Below are 16,630 nucleotides of genomic sequence, written 5' to 3'. Positions count from 1 at the left end.
ATAAAAAAAGCATACCCGAAACCGGATATGCCACCTGTTATCTGACTCATTCCTGATACTGCCTGTGCAATACCCTGCCTCTGTAACGTGAGGTCACGTCATCAGCTACTTACTTAACCATAAAATGTTCACCAATGCATCTCCCAAACCCATTCGTTCCAGCTCTCCACACCGGTTCTCACCGCCACCGGCTCTCTGTAGTGTACCTTCTGAAAGTACTATTTTGTTCATCGACTTTAATTCTTTAATTTGTTAAATTGGTGATAGTTTAGCACGGTTTATTACGTGTGTCAATTCTTTTTTTGAGAATTTTCTTATTTACAAAAATCATCTCATTAGTATAAAGGAACTGTCTGGCAGGCGTACAGCTCTCCTGCGTCTCTCGGGTTTCCCCTGTCTGTACCAGCGGCGTGTGGATTGTACGAATTCCTCCACCTCAGACAATTCCTTTCTTACTGTATTCAAATAATAACATTCTTATTCTCTTTTGTAAAGAATTTTCTTATTTCTTAATAATCTGTTCCACTCTTTATTATCTATCTTCATAAATGTAATAACAGAATTTTTGTAATTGACATCGTCCATTGATGTGACAAGTCTGACTACCGTTTTAAAAACTTCTCCACCCTCTACAAATTCTTTTAATACAAGTGCTGTATTCTTTCGATTTGCTTCTATAATATAATCTGGGTCTTCTACTATTCTTGTTAAGTATTTCCCATAACGCTCATAATCATTCGGATGTCTTTGTTTTATATGTTCTACCTGCTTGTCTGTAATAATCACTTCATCTGTTATACAATCAGATGTTATACATTGGTATATTTCTTTTCGTATTCTCCCAACAAAATACACACTGCCCCTCATTTCTGATGCGGTTTAACCGCAAAGATACAATACAAATTTACATTTGCATATGTTATTAGAATATATATATCCAGTATATCAAAGCAATGATATTCGTCAAGTTTTGTTTTATTAAAAAAAGATTATATACCACTATTCTTATTTACAAAAAATTTATTTTTTATTCTCGTTTACCTGTTCCACCACCTCCGGCAGTTCCCGGATACTCTGTATTTTATAATCGCAGTCCCGAACCTCGCCAAAACCATACGCCGCATAGATAAACGGAATTCTCGCATCAATGGCAGACTGATAATCCCCTGCGGTATCTCCCACGTAAACCGGATTTTGTAAGTGGTTGCGCGCTATCAGTATCTTATTACTCTCACCCTTTGACAAGCGGGTTCTTCCCCAGCACTCCGTATCTTCAAAATACTTTTCCATATGATGTGCTTTGATAAATGCTTCGATATATCCGTCCTGACAATTGCTTACAATATAAAGCTTATATTTTTTTTGTAACTGTGCCAGTGTTTCTTCCAATCCGTTAAATAAAACACCGCCGCGTTTTTCCAGATATCCGTTTTCAAATTCGCATAACTCGTCCATTAACTGATTACGGATATTCTCTGCCAGTGACGGAAACAGCTTTGCTGCAATATCATACATCGGAAGCCCCATACAACTGTAAAGCTCTTCCTCTGTCACTTCCTTTTTCTCAATATTTTCATGCTTCTGTAATACAAGTCCCCACGCTTCACTGATTGCCTTAGCCGAACTCCAAAGCGTTCCATCCAAATCAAATATAATACTGTCAATTTTACTCATTATTTTCTCTCTATACTTTCCTGATTTATTTTTTAATTTCCGGCAATCGCCGCTTCCAGCTCATTTAACAGTTTTTCCGCCGACGCGTCCTGCGTAATATCATAGACAATCGAATAGCAGTCCTTTGCTAACTTATAATCGCCGTCCTTTAATAAAATTTCACCGACCTTATATACAATTCCAATCGTCTGGGAATCCGGTCCCGGCTCAATCTGTTTTTCGTCAAACAGCTTCTGAATCGCACGGATATCCGTCTGTGGTGTTTCCTGCTGAATTGCCTCGGAAATATACTTTAACTCGCTGTCCGCATTTTCCGTGTGGTAATACACGTTGCTGTACTGGTAGCATGCACGCGCCGTTTCCGGCTCATAACCGGACAGATAATAAAATGCCATATTGCGGTAGTAGCGTGCCATGGTTGCGCGTGTACAGCAGTAACGGTATGCCTGCTTTGTAACCGTCAGATATTTTTCCCGCTGATTCTGATACTTATACACCTCTGCCAGTCCCAGATAGGCGTCCAAATCGACCGGATTCCACGCAATCGCACGCTCATATGCCTTTTTTGCCCCATTGTACTTCTGCATAGAAAGTGCAAGCTGTCCGTATGTGCGGTAATATTCCCCATACGGTATGTCGGTACAGCGCACCTCTGTAGCCGGCTGAAAGTAATACGCAAAAATATAATACTCCATGACGTGATTTAAGCTCATATAAAGCGGCTGACTTTCGCCTGTTCCGTCTTCTGCTGATTTTTCTGCCGCCGGTTTTCCTGCCTGGATTTCCGATGACAGTGTAACATTTCCGTCTTTATCAATCTGCGCCGCCCTTCTTGAGGTATCCGCTTCTTCCAGCGCATCTAAAAGCTCCAGCAGTTTTTCCAGTGCCTTTTCCTTATTTCCGGTTTCAAACTCCTGCTGAAAGCCGGAAAATTCCTGTTTAATCTGTTCTAAATTATGAATGTCCATTTTCTTCACCTGTTTTTCGATTTGTTTTCTTGTTATTTTCTTTCTTTTTCCTCAACCCTGTTAAAACAGCGATACAGCGCGGCTTTACATGTACGGTTTTTCCATCTTTTCCAAGCACGGCACTTCCTTTATCACCGGAGCAGAGTGCCACCTGCCAGTCACATTCGTTATATCCGATTGGCAGTGCCAGTTCGTGTTCTTCCCAGTGCATATTGTATGCAATATAAAGAAATGTATCCGCGTCTGCATTTTCCTGCTGGCATAAATCCTCAATATATGCATACCTGCCGTAATACATCATGCCAATATGACGGTTGTAGCTTTCCATGGTATTATACCATGCACTGCTGCCGTGGCAGGAAATATCGGGATACCCACACGATAAGCTGTCATAGGATAAAAGCTGCTTTGGCATATGCAGAATCTTGTACTGTTTTCTGAATGCAATCAGTTCTTTTGCAAATGCTGTCATTTCCGCCGCCATGCCGCGGCTGTTCCAGCTGACCCACGAAAGTTCGTTGTCCACGCAGTACGGATTGTTATTGCCCGCCTGTGAATTACAGCACTCATCGCCTGCAAGCAGTAATGGTGTGCCTTGCGATAACAGCACCAGCATCAGTGCATTTTTCATCTGCCTAAGGCGCAGATGCTGTATCTTTTTTTTCTTTGAAGGTCCTTCCGTTCCGCAGTTCCAGCTATTGTTAAAATTTTCACCGTCCGCATTGCCCTCGCCGTTTGCCTCGTTGTGCTTTCTGTCGTAGCTGACCAGATCAAACAGCGTAAATCCGTCATGGCTTGTAATATAATTAATATTGGCACTCTGCACCGGATTATAGCGGCTGACATTAACAAAATCGCCAAGCTGGTTTTCATCGCCCTTTAAAAATTTACGTGCCACGTTCATAAATCCGGCATTGTAATTTGCCATGTTTTTATAATGCTTTTTTTCACCGTTCCAGAATACCGTAATCAGCTTTGTCTTTGCTAACAGTGCATCCCTTGCCGCTGCATTTAACGCCGCCTCACCGGCAAACAGATGTATTCCGTCAATGTGGTATTCCGTCACCCAGTAGTGCAGGCAGTCTAAAATAAAATCGACCGGCTCGTCCTGAAAATGCATTTCCATAAGAACTTCCATGCCCTCTTTGTGAAATGCTTTTACCATGTCCTTCATCTCTGCCGTATAGTCCGCTTTCTTTCGTCCCGTCCACGCAAACGAAGCCTTCGGCGCAAAATAAAATCCTTTGGTATATCCCCAGTAATTGATTCTGCCCGCTATCGGACCGGATGCATATTTTCCGTATCCGTTGTCATAAAGCTGCGGAAACTTTCCGATTTCGTCAAATTCATACAGCGGCATAAAAAGCACCGCTGTAATGCCCAGTTCTTTTAAATACGGCAGTTTTTCCACCACGCCCGAAAATGTTCCCTTATGGCGCACCTTTGACGTTTTTGAAGCGGTCAGTCCGCGGACACTGCATTTATAAAAAACGCTGTCATGATACGGTATTTCCGGTGCCGTATCGTCTTCCCAGTCATATTTTGAAAGACATACCCGGCTTAAATGCTGCTTGTTTTCATCTTTGCCAAAAACTTCACAGCCTGTAATCGTCTTTGCATACGGATCAATGATTTTCCTCCCGTCCGCCTCATAGCAATACAGATACCTGTCCAGATAAATGCCGCTGATATGCACCGAAAAGACATCGCCCGTCTTATAGGCTTCTGTCAGTTCAATCCGGTACTCCGGCTCGTCCGCTTTTGGCGCATACAACAGCAGATCAATTATTTCCGCCGCCGATGCAATCGCAAAATTATAGCCGTCTTTTTGTTTTGTACTCCCCTTTTGCAGCGGATTTCCTTTTTTTATGTTCATAGCTCTCCTCATTTCTACTCTTTCTGCCCCTTTTTTGTATACAATATGCTCATCGCCTTTTTATCCAGCCGGTAAAACCGCATAATAAAAATTGTGACAAACCAGCCAAGAATCGGTATAACACAGTAAAAGAACACGGTCATATATTTTAACTGCGGTGTCAGCGCATCGCCGACCTGCGGAAATACTTTTGCATAACCTGTCATGGAAAGTGCAATGCCCACAAAGCCTGTTCCAAGCGCAGAGAAGGATTTATCAATAAAAGAAAATAACGCACCCATAATGCCCGGAACAAAATGTCCGCTGAGCGTGTATTCATAATCCGTGCAGTCCGCAATCATCGGCACAACAATATTATTGGTAATGGATTTTACGCCGTTTAACAGGGCAAATACCAGTAAAAATGCTATGGTAATCCCGTTAATTTCCGCAAGTGAAACCTTTGTCAGATCGGTGAATAACATCATATACATCATGACCGCCTGAAATGCAATGGCAAACCATGTGGATACCACCATTGCTTTTTTCTGCCCCACTTTTTTCGCATAACGGATACCCAGATAAATAATGCCTAGATTAGGAATTCCCACAATAACACCGATAATGCCCGCCAGCGGGTAATTGTTCATTAAAATGCCAAACAGCATGACAAGCACCGTGGAGTTGCTGTATACCATGGATGCAAATTTATTGGAGGCCGCTGCAATGACCAGCATACGGATTGGCTTGTTGTGTTTCATAATCTGCCAGTAGTCGCGGAAATGAATATTATTTTTCTTTTCCTTATCAAGCTGGAAATATCGGCTGTTGTCCTTGCCCCATATCCCGATAACCGCCAGTGCCGTGCAGATACCGGAAAGCACAACCACGGTAATCACAAATTCCTCAAAAAGCGCACGGCTGTTGAAGTTGCCGTATTTGCGAATCAGGTAGACCGACACATAAAATGCCGTCAGTCCATGTGCCAGCATAATAAAGGTCGAATCAAAAAATGTAATCATCGGGCGCTGTTTCACATCATTGGTAATAACAGACTGCCCCGACTTTACAACCGCCGTCTGAAACGTATATCCGATAATGTATACAGAATACACGGCAATAAAATACGGAATTCTAAAGAACGCAGGCACCAGATGAGTCGTAAAAAACAGCACCAGCGAACTGCCCGCAAGCAGAACATATCCTGAAATCATAAATGGACGGAACTTTCCGAAACGTCCGTTGGTTTTATCAATCACATAACCGATAACCGGGTCTGTAACACCGTCAAAGATTCTCATTCCGGTCAGAATAAAAGAAATTACCACAACAGACAGCCCCGCAATTCCGTTTGCATAATATGACACGTAGCCCATCATGGCAAGATACAGATTCGTAGACGTATTATTTAATGAAAATAATGCAATCTGCCACAAATGTGCACGGTTTAATTCAATTACTGCATTTTCTGACTGCATATCCTGCATACTTTATCCTCACATCACTTATTCTGCCACAAAGCTTCTTAATTAACAGTATCCCCTATCTTTGCGGCAGTTTCAAGCATTTTTATAAATTTTTAAGACTTCTGTTTTTATTCCAGACCCTCACCCGAAAATTCGGGGATAAAGCTTTCCTTTGCCGTACCGCCCTCCTGAATAAAGCCGTTTACCACGCCTAAACCAATCGCATAATCCACGGCTTTGTCGTATTCCCTGTGGGTAACTTTCCGGTTTAATTCGGGGATATTTTCCACAAACGGCATCGGTGTATACTGGTTCATAATGCTGATATAAATACTGTCACCATATGTTTCATATAAATACCGTATTACTGCTTTTGTATCCTTTAACAGCCCCGGCAGCATCAGGTGCCGCACAATCACGCCGCCTGTCATGATTCCTTCTTCAATTCCGCGCACCGCCGCTTCCTGCTTATCTGTAAACTGCGGTGCCGGGTGCTGGCGCACCATTTCCGCAAGCGCCGCTTTGGTTACGTCAAAATAATCGGGTGCATTGGAATAGCGTTTTGCATATGTAGTATCTGTATATTTAAAATCTGGCAGATATACATCCACAATCCCTTCAAGATTTTTCAGCGTTTCCACGCGCTCATAACCGCTTGTATTGTACACCACGGGAATTTTTAATCCCTGCACTTTTGCTTTTTTAACTGCCGCAATAATTGGCAGAACATACTGTGTGGGTGTCACCAGATTAATATTATTGGCTTTCTGCTGCTGCAATTTTAAAAAAATCTCCGCCAGATGCGATTCATCAATCTTCTGTCCACGTTTTCCCGCGGCAATTTCGTGATTCTGGCAGAATACGCACCGCAGGGTGCAGCCCGTAAAAAATACGGCACCTGAACCGTTTTCTCCCGAAATGCACGGTTCTTCCCACATATGCAGAGCCGCCCTTGCCGCGTAAATATCCCACGGCATCCGGCAGACTCCTTCCTGTTTTTCCCTGTCCGCATTACATTTGCGCGGACACAAATTACATTTCATCTTTTCTCCGTTTTACATTAAATTTTCGCATTAAAATTAAAAAAGTTTCAATCAGCCATTAGCGACCTTAATTTCTCAAGCGCCGCGCTGATTCCGCCGACTTCGTCAATCAACCCCTGCCGGACCGCTTCTTTCCCGACCAGAATCGTTCCTAAATCCTTGGTAAGCATTCCGGTATTTATCATCATCTGTTCCAGTTTTTCCTTTTCGACACGTGAATGTCCGGCTATAAAATGCACAATTCTGTCCTGAATCAGCTGAAAATAGTCGAATGTCTGCGGCGCACCGATAATCGTTCCGTTCATGCGCACCGGATGGACAATCATCGTTGCCGTCGGCGCAATAAAGGAATAATCTGTGCTGACTGCAAGCGGCACTCCGATACTGTGTGAATCGCCAAGCACCAGTGAAACGCTCGGTGTCTTCATAGATGCAATCATCTCCGCAAGTGCCAGTCCTGCACTCACGTCCCCGCCAACCGTATTGATTAAAAACAGTACACCGCCGATTTTGGCACTGTCTTCAATTGATGCAAGCTGCGGTAAAATATGCTCGTACTTTGTCGTTTTGCTCGCCGCCGGAAGGACGTCATGCCCTTCAATCTCGCCGATAATCGTCATCAGCTGGATTTTACCGTTGTGTTCGTCTTCTCCTAAAAGTACCTGTCCATAGCTTTCTATTTTTTTATCCTTCTGCTCCTCTTTTTCCTGTTTTTCCGCCATAATTCCTCGTTTCCGCTGTGTTACAGCTTTTTTATTTCTTATTTTGTAACGGACAGCGAAATTTATTTATAGCGATTTTTGGGAATTAGGCTTGACAGCAAAATCATTTTGTACTATAGTAACAAGGTAAATGCTTCTGTGGCTCAGTTGGTAGAGCAACGCATTCGTAATGCGTGGGTCGTGGGTTCGAGTCCCATCGGAAGCTTTTTTATTTTACCCATTTTCAATTTTTTGAAGAAATCTTTTCTTCATTTCTTTTAAAAGTCCCTCAGCCCTTTGTTCAACCGGCTGATTTTCCACTGAAACGGCATGATTGATATCTGTACTGCTGCTATTGGCATCACTGTTCTGTGGTATATTCCCGAATGGAATAAATCCACCTGCCATATGCTCATGCCCGCCGCCGTTTCCAATGCCTTTTAATGCTTCATTAGTAAGCTTACCCGCATTGCACCACGGCGCACTGCTTCTCACTGACAGCTTTATGCCATCCTCCCGGTAAGACGATACAATAACCACATCGACTTCATCCAGCGCCAATATAAAATCCGAAATGGATGCTGTCAGTGCCTCATGGCAGTCTACACCGGTATTGGCAAAGCAGACACGGTTCACATTTTCAATCGTATCTATTGCATTGGCATAGGCGCGCAAATCCTTCATGTGCAGGACACTCGTATCCAGCTTTTGCAAAAGTGCATGCTCCGCTAACGGAAAGAGCCGGTAAAACATTTCCAGATCCAGCGGACTCACCCCTCTTGTCATATTGGCAGTATCCACCTTTATTCCGTATAACAGTGCCGTAGCCGTGCGTTTATCAACCGGTATCCCACTTTCCATAAAGTATCCGGCGATAATAGATGCACACGCACCAACCTCCACACGGATATCCGAATAACGATAATCCTGATTTTCATAGGTCGGATGATGGTCAATGCAGAGAACTTCGTTGCCCTGCATATCTATGACATTCGCGTTGCCCTTTTGGGAATCCACCAGAATAATCTCGGATTCTGCGGACATATCCGTAATTTCCTCCTGCTCAACAATGTCAATTGCAAGCAGCTGTGCCATCTTTGCCGTAATCGTATCGTCAATTCTTCCTTTATAACAAATCGTTGCCCCAATTCCCTTTTTTTCAAGCAGTACCTTTAACCCGTATGCACTTGCAATCGCATCGGGGTCCGGGAAGTTATGTGTCTGTATAAAAATGTGTTTATCATGAATACATTCTAAAATGTGTTCCAAATGCTGCATATTTTATCCCTCATATTTCTCTTTATTTTATTCGTTCTATCGTAAATATGATTTTCCTTATATAGTATATCTATTCTTTGCGCGATTTGCAATTGCATTTGACACCGTATGCCCTATTTTACCATAAAATATATCAAAAGGATTGGAGGCTGCTTTATGAATCCAGTTTTAACCCTTGACCATGTATCTTATTCATACCATACGCCCTCCGGGGAAACACCTGCATTAAAAGATGTTTCTTTTTCTGTCCGGCCCGGCAGCTTCACCTCGATTGCCGGTCCTTCCGGCTGCGGAAAATCCACACTGCTTTCCTTAATTGCCGGATTAATCGCACCCGAAAAGGGCTGTATCCGCTTTTATAAAAGTGATGCAATGCCTGCCGCTGCCCGGATTGGCTATATGCTCCAGCACGATACTCTTTTAGAGTGGCGTACCATTTATAAAAATATTCTGCTTGGTCTTGAAGTAACCCACCAGTGTACGGAACAGAAAAAAAGACTTGCCGCCGATATGATGCATGACTACGGACTTGCTTCCTTTAAAAATGCCCATCCTTCTGAGCTTTCCGGCGGCATGCGCCAGCGGGCGGCACTGATCCGCACCCTTGTTTTAGAACCGGACATTCTGCTTTTAGACGAACCGTTTTCCGCATTGGATTATCAGACAAGACTGGAAGTAAGCGACGATATTTTCCGCATTATCAAGGAGCAGGAAAAAACGGCACTTTTAGTCACGCATGACATTTCCGAAGCGATTGCCATGGGTGAACAGGTGATTGTTTTATCCAGCCGTCCTGCCGGTATCAAAAATGTTTTTGACATTCACCTCTCCGTGGATAAGCGCACACCGTTTTCCTCACGGACTGCCCCTGAATTTTCTGCTTATTTTCATCAAATCTGGAAGGAGTTGTCATAATGTCTGCCATTCAAATGCATTATCTTAAACAAATGAAACGGTTAAAATACAAAATTACTTTAGCAAGGATTCTGCTTTTTGCCGGTTTTATCACACTTTGGGAAGTGGCTGCATACACAGGCTGGATTGATGATTTTATTTTCAGCAGTCCGTCCCGCATTATAAAAACCCTGTTTGCAATGATTTCTGACGGCAGTATTTTTTACCACACTGCCGTTACCGTAGCCGAAACCGGTATCAGTTTTGCACTAATTGTACTGCTCGGTGTCGGCACTGCCATTTTACTCTGGAGCAGCAAAACGATATCTGCCGTATTAGAACCGTATCTTGTGCTGCTGAACAGCCTTCCAAAATCTGCCCTTGCGCCTATGATTATCGTGTGGCTCGGCAATAATGCCAAAGCCATTATTGTCACCGCCATTTCCGTCGGCGTATTCGGAACAATTTTAAATATTTACACCAGCTTTGCAGAAACCGATTCCGACAAAATCCTGCTGATTCAGACTTTGGGCGGCTCAAGAAAAAACATTTTAACCAAAGTCGTCCTGCCCGCTTCATTAAAGACAATTATCAGCAACATGAAGGTCAACATCGGTCTGTCGCTTGTGGGTGTGATTATCGGTGAATTTCTCGCTGCCAAAGCCGGACTTGGCTACTTAATTATTTACGGCAGCCAGGTTTTTAAAATGGACTGGGTCGCAATGTCTATCGTCATTTTGTGTATCCTGTCCGTGATTCTTTTTAAAATCGTTGACTTCATTGAAAAAATTGTTTTATAATAGTTAAAATACAATATCAAAAACGGAGGAATTATGCTCTCACTTACTATAAAAGATACGAAAAATTTTATGTCACAGCTGCTTATTAAAGAAGCATTTGACGGGCTGTTTTTATCCGAAGCCGTGATAAAAACAGCCAATTCCTATACCATCAGCGGTGAACTCAACAAAGATTTCTTTTCCGAAGAAGAATGGAATGAACTTCCCGAAAAGTCCTATTCGCGATGGTCTTCTGTCAAGCCATTCTGCTTCCAGCTCATCAAAGGCAGTAAGGTCCCTTCCTATATGAAAATGGTCTTTCTGCTCCCGCCGGAACAGGTTACAAAGCTGCTGTCCGACAATCAGACTGCACTGACACCCGATGACATTAACGGACTGTTTTTAAATATCAAATATCAGGACGGTGCCGTTTCCGTTGTTACCGGCACGTCTATCAAAGTTTTTTCACTTGATAAAACCCTTGAACACAGCTTTGATGCCTTTGCAAAGGACTTTTTATTTTCCCATGGCATGGACTTTGAAGAAGTCTGAACCCGCCAGTTCATGATTTTTTTAGAATTAGCGCAAATGCACTGATTTTGCGGGCTTCCGCTATTCTTGTTAGCACTCAAAATGAATGAGTGCTAATTTCTTCTTGACTTTCCATTTTGCTTGTATTAAATTACATCTTAACAGATTATTTTATGAATGAAATGAAAAGAGGTAATGATACAATGGCAAATGAACATGGTAATTTATCAATTAACAGTCAGAATATTTTCCCAATCATTAAAAAATGGATGTATTCCGACCACGATATTTTTTACAGAGAATTAATTTCAAACGGCTGTGATGCCATTACTAAATTAAAGAAGCTGGATTTAATCGGCGAATATGAGGCACCGGACGATATTGAATATAAGATTCAGGTCAAGGTAAGCCCTGAAAAGAAGACAATTCAGATTATTGATAACGGTATCGGTATGACAAAGGAAGAAGTCAACGAATATATCAATCAGATCGCTTTTTCCGGCGCAGAAGCATTTCTTGAAAAATACAAGGATAAGACCAACGAAGACCAGATTATCGGTCACTTTGGTCTTGGCTTCTATTCTGCTTTCATGGTAGCCGACAAGGTAACGATTGATACGCTTTCTTTCAAGGACGGCGCTTCTGCTGTTCACTGGGAATGTGACGGCGGCACGGAATATGATATGCAGGATACCACTAAGGAAGAACCGGGTACTGCTATCACTTTATATCTGAACGAAGACAGCTATGAATTTGCAAATGAATACAAGGCACGCGAAGTCATCGAAAAGTACTGCTCATTTATGCCAATTCCGATTTTCCTTGAAAATGAAGATGCCGGCGAGCAGACCGAGGAAATCCCGGAAGAAGAAGTAACAGAAAAAGATAAGGTGCTTGATACCTTTATCAAAGATGCCGTTACCGAAGAAGTGGAAAAAGAAGACGGTACAAAAGAAACCGTTGAAAAAGTTCCCGCAAAGAAAATGGCAAAAATCGTAAAACGCCCTGTTGCATTAAACGATATTCATCCGCTTTGGACAAAGCATCCAAACGAATGTACCGATGAGGAATACAAGGAATTTTACCGCACTGTATTTAAGGATTACAAGGAACCGCTGTTCTGGATTCATCTGAATATGGATTACCCGTTTAACTTAAAAGGTATCCTCTACTTCCCGAAAATTAATACGGAGTATGAAAGCATCGAAGGTACTATTAAGCTGTACAACAATCAGGTATTCGTTGCCGATAATATCAAAGAGGTCATTCCTGAATTCTTACTGCTGTTAAAGGGTGTTATTGACTGCCCTGACCTGCCATTAAATGTATCCAGAAGTGCCTTACAGAATGACGGTTTTGTTAAAAAGATTTCAGAATACATTACAAAGAAGGTCGGCGATAAGCTGTCCGGCATGTATAAGACCGACAAGGAAAATTACGAAAAATACTGGGATGACATCAACCCATTTATTAAATTCGGCTGCTTAAAGGACGAAAAATTCTATGAAAAGATGAAGGATTTCATCATTTTCAAGAACTTAGACGGCAAGTACCTTACACTTCAGGAATGTCTGGACGAAAACAAGGAACACCACGAAAATACAGTCTTCTACGTTACAGATGAAACCGAACAGAGCCAGTATATCAATATGTTTAAGGAAGAAGGCATTGACGCTGTTATCCTGACACACAATATTGACCAGCCGTTTGTTACACACTTGGAGGGCAAGAACGAAAACTTAAAATTCCAGCGTATAGATGCAGACCTTTCTGACAGCTTTAAGGAAGAAACAAGCGAAGACGAATTAAAAGAGCTTACAGAAACACTTTCCGATGTCTTTAAGAAGGCTTTAAACAACGATAAGTTAAATATCAAGGTCGAAAAGCTCAAAAACGCTTCTATTTCTTCCATGATTACGCTCTCCGAACAGGACAGACGTATGCAGGATATGATGAAGATGTACAATATGTACGGCATGGATCCGTCTATGTTCGGTGCAAACGGACAGACACTCGTATTAAATGCCAACAATGATCTGGTTAAATATATCGTTGACCATAAAGACGGTGAGAACACTCCTGTTTTCTGTGAACAGCTCTACGACTTAGCATTACTGAGCCACGCACCGCTGACACCGGAGCAGATGACAAACTTCATCGCAAGAAGCAACAAAATTATGGAACTGCTTGCCAAATAATATATTTTGAAGTATTATTATAGGTAATCAGGTAAATTGCCGCATTCGGATTTTCCCGATGCGGCAGTTTTTCTGTAATCCATTGCAATTGAGGAGGAAAATATGTCATCATACGATAATAGATACAATGACATCGATGACGAACCGGATTTTGATTACGTCAATGATGATTACGGCTTTGATATGGACGATGATAAAGAACCGTCTGCCCGTACTTCTACCGGAGCTTCCAAAAATCACAAAAAGAAAAAGGCTTCAAAACCGGTAACAATCTGGTCAGAAATTTTCAGTTATATTAAAATTTTAGCTGCTGCTGTGATTATTGCATTTGTATTTACGCAGTATATTATTGTCAACGCAGAAGTTCCTACCGGTTCTATGAAAAATACAATTATGGAGCATGACCGTTTAATCGGTTTTCGTCTTGCCTATTTATTTGATGAGCCGGAACGCGGCGATGTCGTGATTTTTAAGTATCCTGATAATGAAGAACAAAATTATGTCAAAAGAATTATCGGCACACCCGGTGATGTTGTCCAGATTAAAAGCGGACATGTTTATGTAAACGGTGAAGAACTTTCAGAAGACTATTTAAAAGAACCGATGGCAGAATCTGAAACGGAAGAAACGTATGTTGTCCCGGAAGGCCACTATTTTATGATGGGCGACAACCGCAACTCCTCTCTTGATTCGCGCTACTGGAAAAACACTTACGTTGCGAAAGATAAGATTCTTGCCAAAGTCATTTTCCGGTATTACGACGGTTTCAACGGAAAAATTGATTTTAGCCTGATTCATTAAACGGCTTTACGCGATAAATTTTAAAAATTACATAAGAATGAAAAAAATATGCATTCAATTGTTGAATTATCACTTTTGATTTGCATATTTTTTTATTGCTCCGGCCATACTAATTCATGCAACGCAAAAACAAAATGCAAAACAAGGAGGATTGTATGGCTCAATTAGATTGTAATGTTAAAAGCTGCTGCCACAATGAGGATAACTGCTGCTGTTTAAGTTCTATCGAGGTGAATGGCTCTAATGCCTGCAACTGTGAAGACACCTGCTGCGGAAGTTATTTTGAGGACAAGTCCGGTGAGAAAAACAGCGCCCAGACACCGCATGTTTCCTTATCGATTGCATGTCAGGCAACCAACTGCATGTATAACGATGATAAGGTCTGTCACGCTGACCATGTCGATATTTCCGGTATCCGCGCAACAGCTGCTCACGAAACCGTCTGCGCAACTTTTCAGGAAAAGTAGGAAAATATCTGCAAAATGCAGATTTATATGAGGGGAATTTTTTATGAAGAATTTTTTTATGGTGGGCTTTGGCATATGTTATGTATGTTTTAAAATTTTTGCATTAAATCGCAAAGCCGGACACACCGTTTAAAAGAGCAGGCAGCTATCCGATATTGTTTTGATAAATGATATCGGACAGTCTGCCTCTATACGCTGTGATAGCTGTTGTAATTCTATATTTAACGCAGGTGCTGCATACATCACATACGGCAGAAACCCGCAGACATTGTTATTCGAATGTATAAATCTCACACTTCCGGTTCAACAGCCCATTTTTAAAGACCAGCACATGCTCCTTATATGTGATTGAATCCTTGGCATACATAAACGGTTCTTCCCTGTAAAGCAGACACGCCTGTCCTTTTTGTAAAAATGAATTCATGGCATTTTCTGCTTTCTGATGAACCTTTTTATAATGCTGTTTTTCCTGCTCTTTAAAGGTTCTTTGCGGATAGCCTGCCGAAATTGCTCTCATATCCGCAATAATTTTATCCACGAACCGGCTGTGTGCCTTTTTATGAAACATTCTGGCAAGCACATTACACTGAAAAGCCGTCGGTTTTCTTTGATAATGTTCAAGCTTTGCAGACATCTTCTTATCGCCGACATTCTCTGCTGTTTCGATCAGATACCGGACTGCTTCCGGATAAACAGAATCCGGATATGGCACATAATACTGCTCCGGCACCGACCTGAATTTCTTAATCGGCGGGAAGTCCGCAAGCTGCATAAAAATCAATTCCTGCTCTGTGCAAAAATCTTTTCCCAGATAACGATACTTATCCCGGATATCCGCGAACTGATATTCCAGCTGGCGCAAATACTCATATCCTTTCACCCAGAAATGTCCCATGCAGCCGTAATCAAAACAGGTTGTCTGCATATGCAGATTGGTAAAACGGATTGTAAACCGGTTCTCTCCGCTCTGATTGACTATCAGCATATATCCGTTATCATCATGGACAATACTTGCCGTCTGTTCACATTCAAGCTCTTTGTATGAGCCGGTCATGACAGATTGTTCAAAAACAAAATAGCTTTCAACCGCATCATTCATCAGATAGGCGGCATAAATATCTTTTTTGCCTTCCATGTGAATCGGTTCAAATACACTCAGTTCAAAAACCTGAGCCAGCTTAAAAAATTCTTCCGGCATATCTTTTGTCAATCCGTCCAGACAATTCTTATACTGTTCTATGTTATCCGTCATCTTTTCTCTCCCGGTTTGCTGCTCATTCATTTACTTTGCCTTCTTCTCTCTCCGTATAAAAAGACAGACACATAAAACGGCAAAAACCACTGTTGCAGCTATCAGCACCGGCCATACAGGGATTGGACAGACACTTGCCCCTATAAGTTTCAGTCCCTGATAGAGAGTATATACCCCAAATACAGAGAATATTACGAATGCAAGTGTATTGAGCAGTCCGTCCGGAGTCTTGCTCTTTAAAAGGTAGCCGACTAACATACCAAGAATATCTGCTGCGAAAAGTCCGAGTGAACAGCCAATCCACACAATAAGCGCTGCGCTCATCCCTTCATTTGCACCAAAGGTTATAGCCGTAAGCTGTGTCTTATCACCAAGTTCTGCTACAAAAAATGTACAGAAAACCGCAAGCGGTGCAAACTTAATTTTTGTTTTGCCCCCTTCTTCTTCCTCATCGTCATCATCACCGGCAATCGTTGATGTGGCAAAATAAAGAAATGCAAGTGCTGCAATTGTCTTTATGAGCCAGTCCGGAATAAATTCACTGATCAGCCCGCCTGCAAGAACTGCCAGACCGTTTAATACAAGAATTGCGGCAGCTGTTCCTAATATAATATCTCTTAACTTATATTTAGAAGTAAGCGCAATAAGCATCAGCTGGGTTTTATCTCCCATTTCCGCTATAAATTCAGTAAAAAATACTTTTAAAAATAGCAGCATTTGTAT

At 41.9% G+C, this 16,630-nt stretch carries 16 protein-coding genes, 1 tRNA gene and 1 other annotated feature (1 of these 18 running past the window's edge); of the genes, 7 read left to right on the top strand and 10 right to left on the bottom strand.

Annotated features, from left to right (window positions below; genetic code table 11):
• Nucleotides 1-240, bottom strand: a binding site (T-box leader) (it extends 150 nt beyond the left edge of the window).
• 237 nt (nt 241-477) lie between these two features.
• The 7 genes from LI288_RS04810 to LI288_RS04780 form a co-directional block, all read right to left on the bottom strand.
• On the bottom strand, nt 478-867 hold the full coding sequence (locus tag LI288_RS04810) for a PBECR2 nuclease fold domain-containing protein (protein ID WP_227089617.1): 390 nt from the start codon (nt 865-867) through the stop codon (nt 478-480).
• Between the two features lie 153 nt (nt 868-1,020).
• Entirely contained in the window at nt 1,021-1,674 is a 654-nt protein-coding gene (locus LI288_RS04805) for an HAD family hydrolase (RefSeq protein ID WP_022433251.1), read from the bottom strand.
• A 32-nt stretch (nt 1,675-1,706) separates the two neighbouring features.
• Complete coding sequence (locus LI288_RS04800; protein WP_022433250.1) at nt 1,707-2,642, bottom strand: tetratricopeptide repeat protein; 936 nt, start codon at nt 2,640-2,642, stop codon at nt 1,707-1,709.
• Nucleotides 2,629-4,518: an alpha-amylase family glycosyl hydrolase gene (locus tag LI288_RS04795; protein ID WP_227089616.1), complete on the bottom strand. Its 1,890-nt coding sequence runs from the start codon at nt 4,516-4,518 to the stop codon at nt 2,629-2,631. The genes LI288_RS04800 and LI288_RS04795 overlap by 14 nt, the downstream gene beginning before the upstream one ends.
• 14 nt (nt 4,519-4,532) lie before the next feature.
• The gene (locus LI288_RS04790) at nt 4,533-5,984 is read right to left on the bottom strand and encodes an MFS transporter (protein ID WP_227089615.1); all 1,452 of its coding nucleotides are present in this window, start codon (nt 5,982-5,984) and stop codon (nt 4,533-4,535) included.
• Nucleotides 5,985-6,091: 107 nt separating this feature from the next.
• Nucleotides 6,092-7,006 carry a radical SAM protein gene (locus LI288_RS04785; protein ID WP_227089614.1) on the bottom strand — a complete coding sequence of 305 codons (915 nt, stop codon included), beginning with the start codon at nt 7,004-7,006 and terminating at the stop codon, nt 6,092-6,094.
• A gap of 47 nt (nt 7,007-7,053) precedes the next feature.
• The gene (locus LI288_RS04780; protein ID WP_022433246.1) at nt 7,054-7,728 is read right to left on the bottom strand and encodes a ClpP family protease; all 675 of its coding nucleotides are present in this window, start codon (nt 7,726-7,728) and stop codon (nt 7,054-7,056) included.
• 132 nt (nt 7,729-7,860) lie between these two features.
• On the opposite strand from LI288_RS04780, the gene LI288_RS04775 reads away from it, so the two are divergent.
• Nucleotides 7,861-7,933: transfer RNA gene (locus tag LI288_RS04775), tRNA-Thr, on the top strand.
• A gap of 8 nt (nt 7,934-7,941) precedes the next feature.
• Here the strand turns inward: LI288_RS04775 and LI288_RS04770 are convergent.
• Entirely contained in the window at nt 7,942-8,985 is a 1,044-nt protein-coding gene (locus LI288_RS04770; RefSeq protein ID WP_227089613.1) for a DHH family phosphoesterase, read from the bottom strand.
• A gap of 156 nt (nt 8,986-9,141) precedes the next feature.
• On the opposite strand from LI288_RS04770, the gene LI288_RS04765 reads away from it, so the two are divergent.
• The 6 genes from LI288_RS04765 (at nt 9,142) to LI288_RS04740 (ending at nt 14,655) form a co-directional block, all read left to right on the top strand.
• Nucleotides 9,142-9,900: an ABC transporter ATP-binding protein gene (locus LI288_RS04765; RefSeq protein WP_227089612.1), complete on the top strand. Its 759-nt coding sequence runs from the start codon at nt 9,142-9,144 to the stop codon at nt 9,898-9,900.
• Complete coding sequence (locus LI288_RS04760) at nt 9,900-10,679, top strand: ABC transporter permease (RefSeq protein ID WP_227089611.1); 780 nt, start codon at nt 9,900-9,902, stop codon at nt 10,677-10,679. The genes LI288_RS04765 and LI288_RS04760 overlap by 1 nt, the downstream gene beginning before the upstream one ends.
• Before the next feature lie 33 nt (nt 10,680-10,712).
• Nucleotides 10,713-11,210, top strand: a complete 498-nt coding sequence (locus LI288_RS04755) for a DUF5721 family protein (protein ID WP_227089610.1) — start codon at nt 10,713-10,715, stop codon at nt 11,208-11,210.
• Between the two features lie 182 nt (nt 11,211-11,392).
• Nucleotides 11,393-13,387 carry a molecular chaperone HtpG gene (gene htpG, locus LI288_RS04750; RefSeq protein ID WP_022433241.1) on the top strand — a complete coding sequence of 665 codons (1,995 nt, stop codon included), beginning with the start codon at nt 11,393-11,395 and terminating at the stop codon, nt 13,385-13,387.
• A gap of 183 nt (nt 13,388-13,570) precedes the next feature.
• Complete coding sequence (lepB, locus tag LI288_RS04745; RefSeq protein WP_436970246.1) at nt 13,571-14,188, top strand: signal peptidase I; 618 nt, start codon at nt 13,571-13,573, stop codon at nt 14,186-14,188.
• A gap of 155 nt (nt 14,189-14,343) precedes the next feature.
• On the top strand, nt 14,344-14,655 hold the full coding sequence (locus tag LI288_RS04740) for a DUF1540 domain-containing protein (RefSeq protein WP_227089609.1): 312 nt from the start codon (nt 14,344-14,346) through the stop codon (nt 14,653-14,655).
• Between the two features lie 271 nt (nt 14,656-14,926).
• On the opposite strand, the gene LI288_RS04735 is transcribed toward LI288_RS04740, so the two are convergent.
• Together LI288_RS04735 and LI288_RS04730 are read right to left on the bottom strand one after the other, a co-directional pair.
• Nucleotides 14,927-15,907 carry a DUF3878 family protein gene (locus LI288_RS04735; RefSeq protein WP_227089608.1) on the bottom strand — a complete coding sequence of 327 codons (981 nt, stop codon included), beginning with the start codon at nt 15,905-15,907 and terminating at the stop codon, nt 14,927-14,929.
• 30 nt (nt 15,908-15,937) lie between these two features.
• A complete protein-coding gene (locus tag LI288_RS04730) occupies nt 15,938-16,624 on the bottom strand; it encodes a TMEM165/GDT1 family protein (protein WP_022433236.1) in 687 nt (228 codons plus the stop codon).
• Between the last annotated feature and the right edge of the window lie 6 nt (nt 16,625-16,630).

The organism is Lachnospira pectinoschiza (genome assembly GCF_020564355.1).
Classification (GTDB): domain Bacteria; phylum Bacillota; class Clostridia; order Lachnospirales; family Lachnospiraceae; genus Lachnospira; species Lachnospira intestinalis.
This window is presented reverse-complemented; position numbering and strand designations above follow the sequence as displayed.